The organism is Roseburia sp. AF22-2LB (assembly GCF_003461125.1).
Taxonomy (GTDB): domain Bacteria; phylum Bacillota; class Clostridia; order Lachnospirales; family Lachnospiraceae; genus Roseburia_C; species Roseburia_C amylophila.
Window position 1 is genome coordinate 1 of record NZ_QTWM01000019.1, and the last position, 4798, is coordinate 4798.

Genomic DNA, 4798 nt, shown 5'->3' on the forward strand with positions numbered 1-4798 from the left:
TTGGCTAAAAGCCTGTCAATATCATTTTCCTCAACACCAGCCATTTTTGCTATGCGCCGTAACCGTAAGCACATGACCTCCATTAACACGAATACTTTGTCCTTCTGCAATATTAACAGAATTATTCTGTCTGCTAATTGAAGCACCCTTCGCCAATTTTATTGGTGTTTTTAACGCTTGTGCCAGATCCTCTACCGGATTTAGTAAGTGCTGCAACATCGCCCCATTATATGCTTCCTTATCTTTAATAACTGTATTTTTATAATTAGATGTAAGTGCTCTTGTATTGGGATTAATATAACTTGATATTGATTGCATCATCTCAACCTCCAATTATTTTCATTCCTCTGTCATTCGGAATCTATTCACTCTCCATAACGGTCCAAGTGATCTATTACTTTTATGACCATCTATACCAAGTTCCGCTATTCAAAAGCTGTGACATACTTTCTTCATATCTTTTCACTGCTTTCTGCTGAATGGAACTAGGCACCACATAATCGTTACCAACTTCACTTATTTTCCCATTTACCAGTTCGCAATGTGTCCCGTTTATCACAAATTCTCTGCTTGTATCCACTCCCTGTGACGCAAGAAAATCTAAAATATAATCGGTGTATGTATCTGTCATACTTGAAAAATACTGCTGATCCGCAAAATGTATCAGGGAGTTCAGACCACCTATCATCATATTGCATCTTTCATCATCTGCCTTGCTTCCGTTTCCATAGCCCTCGCCCCAGACAAAATCTTCCTGTACCGTCATGCTGTATCCATTTCCAAGATTAAATCTGCTTCCAACCCCAATCGTGATACTGTTTGTACTGGGATCATATGGTTTGTACCCTCTGGTTTTAAATGGCTGCTGTACGGTTCCAAAGGTTTGAATCTCGGATGGGAGATATGACATACCCGTAATTGCCGTAAACGCTTTCTGCCCATTCACATAAAAGGAAGTATGGGTTGCACTGTCTATATCCGCTGTAATCTCGACTTTCTCATCATTGGCAAAAGGATTCTGTCCGGTCATTCCGGTTCCATATGCAAACAGCATTCTTGTAAACTGATATCTTGTATGCTCATCAAAATGATTCAGTGTCTCTGTGTCTTCTCCCTTTACATCTCCATTGCAAAAATCAACAAATTCATTTTTACTGCCATCCTTTGTAGATAGCTTACCTGTTTTTGTGTTATAAACAAAATTATAAGAACTTCCTACGCCTGTTATACCCATTGCATTTCCTCCATTGCATTTTTTCGTTGATATTCCTCTGTCATTCGGAATTTGCAATCACTTTCCTTATATGGTCCAAGTGATTTATAAATATATAAGTAACCATATTATCTCCTACCTTATATAAGTCTCATAACAACTGCCAACATTCTCTTATAACATTATAACTCAGTATCTTTGCTCCTCTTGCTGCCACATAAGCTCTTGACTTCCCAATTTGTTTAAATCTTCTATGCTTTTTTTGAACATTGCGATAAAATCTCTTCTGTCGTTAAGTCCCATATTACCAGCTTCAAGCGGCAGAGACGTGAAACCTCCCTGCTTCTCCACTTTGTAATGTGCCTCCAATGCACGCATTTCGACTACTGTAGCATTTGATGGATTAACATCATTGATATAAATTCTTTGCTCAAACTCTTTCCCGTTTTCATCCACACCTTTCGCTAACACCACTGGATTTTCATCCGTCGAATCATCCGCATATTTAAGGCAATAAGAAAGACCTGTACCATTACCTCCTGTCCACAACATATTATCTGTTGTGAATATCTGGTATACCTTTGGTGTTTCAGCCGTATAAAATGTCTTTTCCGCAGATGCAGGTGCTTTCATATAATTACTTTTTTGTTGACCGTACAATGAAGATACGGTATTCAGACCAGAACTAATGTTCATATTTTTGTTCCTCCAATCAGCTCAAAATTTTCTCTTTTTAATTATTCAAATATACCTGATATGTTAAATTTTAGTATCAAGCGTTGCCTGTGCAGGAGATTTCCCCGACTCTGCCAATTCTCTTGTAACACTATCTAATGCACCATCTTTAATTGGCTTACCAATTTCCCAGTTAGGATCAGCCTTTTTTGCGGCATCATAAAATGCCTGTCTGTAAATTCTCTCATATTTTTCAAGGGTGTACCCGGCAGCCAATCTGTCCTTTTTCTGCATTTTGCGGTACAAATTGTTATATACCTCGGAACGTTTTGTTGTATCTCCATTGTGGACACCGTTTTCACGCAGGAACTCTTTTTTTGTCAGTTCATACATTTCTTCTTTGCTACTATCCGGAATTGATATGATCCTTTTTCTCGAACTTTCATTTTCATCTGTCACTAAAAGTCCTGCCAGTCCATTTACAGGGTTGATATAATCTCCATCCTTGTCATAATGACTCATCAGATTTTTTATTCCCTGAATATTGCCATACATTGCACCATTTCCAGCAGACATCATTTGTTTTACTGCGGCTTTATATTGTTTGCTGTTTGTGTTAATCCCGGCAGCTTTTAACTTGGACTGAACAGAACTGCTGTTCAACTGGGACAACTGAAAACTGCCTATTGCATTTACTCCTGATGTCCCAAATGATTTTTGAAACAAAAAAGCATAATCCGTTATTTTTGACATAAAACATCCTCCCATATTAAACCTGTTATCTTACCTATATCCTTACGCTTTCCTATCAAAAGACGTTTTCTCTTCCAAATAGTTCGGCAGTTCTTTCAATTCTGAGCTTTGGGCATTCTTTTGCGTATGGTATTCATTGAAGTAAATTCCGTAAAATTCTCTTTCCTTTTCCCGCTCAGCCGGAGTTCTTTCGCATCCCCATCCATAACTATCTCCCAGATAGGTCAACACTTTTGTTCCTTGATAAGAAATGTCGGCACCATATCCTTCGCCTGTCAGAATCGGACATTCCAGTGTGCCTCCTCCCGCCAGAGCAAACTTCTTTTGCGCAAGGTTGTTATTTTTCCCCTCTGCCCTCTCCAGAAAATCGAGCAATGATAATTCTCCGATTCCTTTGCATTTCGGATTACCATTTTGACTTTTTACCGCATTTTTAGCCTGCTGATATAATGCCTTTCTGTCAGGGGATACATCGGATATGTATTCTGCACATAACCTTGTTCTCTGCCTGTGAATAGATTCTAATTCCGTTTTACTCGTAGTGTTGGCAGCTCTCTGAGCCAGTTCCTTAATCTCAGAGACAAACTCTGCCTGTGACTTATTGCTTTTCCCTGCACTTGGAATCATAGACCAATCAGGTTCTCCACTTCTCAGCGATACACTATATTTTGTAATAGCAGAACTCGTTGCATTTGAAATCGATATTCCCATGAATTCACCTCATATTTTCTACCTTCTCTGCATATATTTTAACCTCTATATATACTTATCCATTTATCATATTCATTCTTTAAAATTCTCATAACATACTTATTTCCTCTATTTTTTTATCGGATAAAATAACCTGTTCTCCTAGTCCCATATCATCAAACGACCATATTACGCACACAAAGACCATCTCTTTACAAGATGACCACTGCCTTAAATTCATTTTCATCGCAGGAAAGCACCATATCACCGCCATATTTATCCACAACTGCTTTTACATTTAACAATCTAATACCGTGATGATCCCCTCTTTTGCTCTTTATCGTATCATTTTCAATTTCCACCTTTTCTGTCACCGGATTTCTTATCGCAAATATCAGTTTATGATCTTCGCACTCTAATTTCAGATGAATGACCGCTTTTCCGGTATTTTTCAGTACTTTTTCACTCTCCCGGATTGCATTATCCAGTAAATTGGAAAGCAGAATCACAATCTCTTCCTCTTCCAGACAAATCTCCTGCAAATCCCCTACTTTCAGGATAACCGCTATGTGTTTCTCCTGCATGCTGCGGTACTTCTGGTTTAAAACAGCATTGACCACCGGATGGTTCGTGTTGATTGCCGACATCTCAACCGCTATGCTCTCTGTCAGTTTCTGCGTAAATGAAAGTGCCTCATCTGTGTGTCCATTCTTAATCAACGTCTGGATTGTGGAAAGCTGATTTTTATAATCGTACATTTTTCTTCGCTGACGCTCATAGATTTCTTCCCGGTCCTGATAATTTGCAATACGATTTTTCTGATTTTGTTCCGTAAGTACCGTAATTTTTATTCTCTCTTCTTTTTCAATGGTATTCTGCATGAACTCCATAAGGATAAGGTTAATCGCAACCAGTCCCACTGAAAGAAATAAAAATACATTCTGCATGTCAATACATCCCGGCATACTCATATCAGTTTCTATGCCAGCACATCAAATGTCGAAACTCCATTTTCTGTCACTCCTGTAGAAGTTGAAGTACCTAGCAGTTCCACCAGTTTTCCTGTTAGGTCTGCCACATCTTTTCCATCAATTTTCAGATTATATTGCCGTTCTTCCTGCTCCTGTTTTTCGGCACGCTGTTTTTCCAGTCTTTCCTCTGTCTCTTTCTTTTCTGCTTTCCTTTTCTCGAGTCTTTCTTCAAGTTCTTTCCTTGCTTTTTCTGTTCCCGGATCAACCTCATCTGTTACCAGTACTTCTTCTGTTATGCTATCATATCCATTTATTGTATCCGTTACACTCAGTACCTTACAGCCACGAGCACTTTGAGCAGCTTTCAATTTTTCGATACTTTCCGGTATTAAAGATAGATTATACTCCAACCATTGTTTTGTCTTTTCATCTCCCATAGCCTTTGACAAAAGAGAACTGTTTATATTTACGGAATAATCCCTGCTTCGTAAACAAT

The 4798-nt window shown here is 38.5% G+C and carries 7 protein-coding genes; all 7 read right to left on the reverse strand.

Translation table 11 applies throughout. The features are described 5' to 3' along the window. Window positions 1-30 precede the first annotated feature (30 nt). Window positions 31-321, reverse strand: coding sequence for a hypothetical protein (locus DWX96_RS14090; protein ID WP_012744351.1), 291 nt, complete (start codon window positions 319-321; stop codon window positions 31-33). 79 nt (window positions 322-400) lie between these two features. Then, the gene (locus DWX96_RS14095; RefSeq protein ID WP_015517474.1) at window positions 401-1234 is read right to left on the reverse strand and encodes a hypothetical protein; all 834 of its coding nucleotides are present in this window, start codon (window positions 1232-1234) and stop codon (window positions 401-403) included. 168 nt (window positions 1235-1402) lie between these two features. Continuing rightward, on the reverse strand, window positions 1403-1909 hold the full coding sequence (locus tag DWX96_RS14100; protein WP_117485423.1) for a hypothetical protein: 507 nt from the start codon (window positions 1907-1909) through the stop codon (window positions 1403-1405). Between the two features lie 63 nt (window positions 1910-1972). Continuing rightward, entirely contained in the window at window positions 1973-2641 is a 669-nt protein-coding gene (locus DWX96_RS14105) for a DUF3879 family protein (protein WP_117465418.1), read from the reverse strand. 42 nt (window positions 2642-2683) lie between these two features. Further along, complete coding sequence (locus DWX96_RS14110) at window positions 2684-3352, reverse strand: hypothetical protein (protein ID WP_117465419.1); 669 nt, start codon at window positions 3350-3352, stop codon at window positions 2684-2686. A 191-nt stretch (window positions 3353-3543) separates the two neighbouring features. Further along, window positions 3544-4278 carry a sensor histidine kinase gene (locus DWX96_RS14115; RefSeq protein WP_242986325.1) on the reverse strand — a complete coding sequence of 245 codons (735 nt, stop codon included), beginning with the start codon at window positions 4276-4278 and terminating at the stop codon, window positions 3544-3546. A 32-nt stretch (window positions 4279-4310) separates the two neighbouring features. After that, window positions 4311-4798: DUF6033 family protein (locus DWX96_RS14120; RefSeq protein ID WP_118083020.1), on the reverse strand; the 488-nt coding region annotated here is incomplete at its 5' end.

Bases quoted from the DNA above. Each gene is read 5' to 3' on its own strand.
- DWX96_RS14090 (WP_012744351.1), bottom strand. From the start codon at position 321: ATGATGCAATCAATATCAAGTTATATTAATCCCAATACAAGAGCACTT.
- DWX96_RS14095 (WP_015517474.1), bottom strand. From the start codon at position 1,234: ATGGGTATAACAGGCGTAGGAAGTTCTTATAATTTTGTTTATAACACA.
- DWX96_RS14100 (WP_117485423.1), bottom strand. From the start codon at position 1,909: ATGAACATTAGTTCTGGTCTGAATACCGTATCTTCATTGTACGGTCAA.
- DWX96_RS14105 (WP_117465418.1), bottom strand. From the start codon at position 2,641: ATGTCAAAAATAACGGATTATGCTTTTTTGTTTCAAAAATCATTTGGG.
- DWX96_RS14110 (WP_117465419.1), bottom strand. From the start codon at position 3,352: ATGGGAATATCGATTTCAAATGCAACGAGTTCTGCTATTACAAAATAT.
- DWX96_RS14115 (WP_242986325.1), bottom strand. From the start codon at position 4,278: ATGCAGAATGTATTTTTATTTCTTTCAGTGGGACTGGTTGCGATTAAC.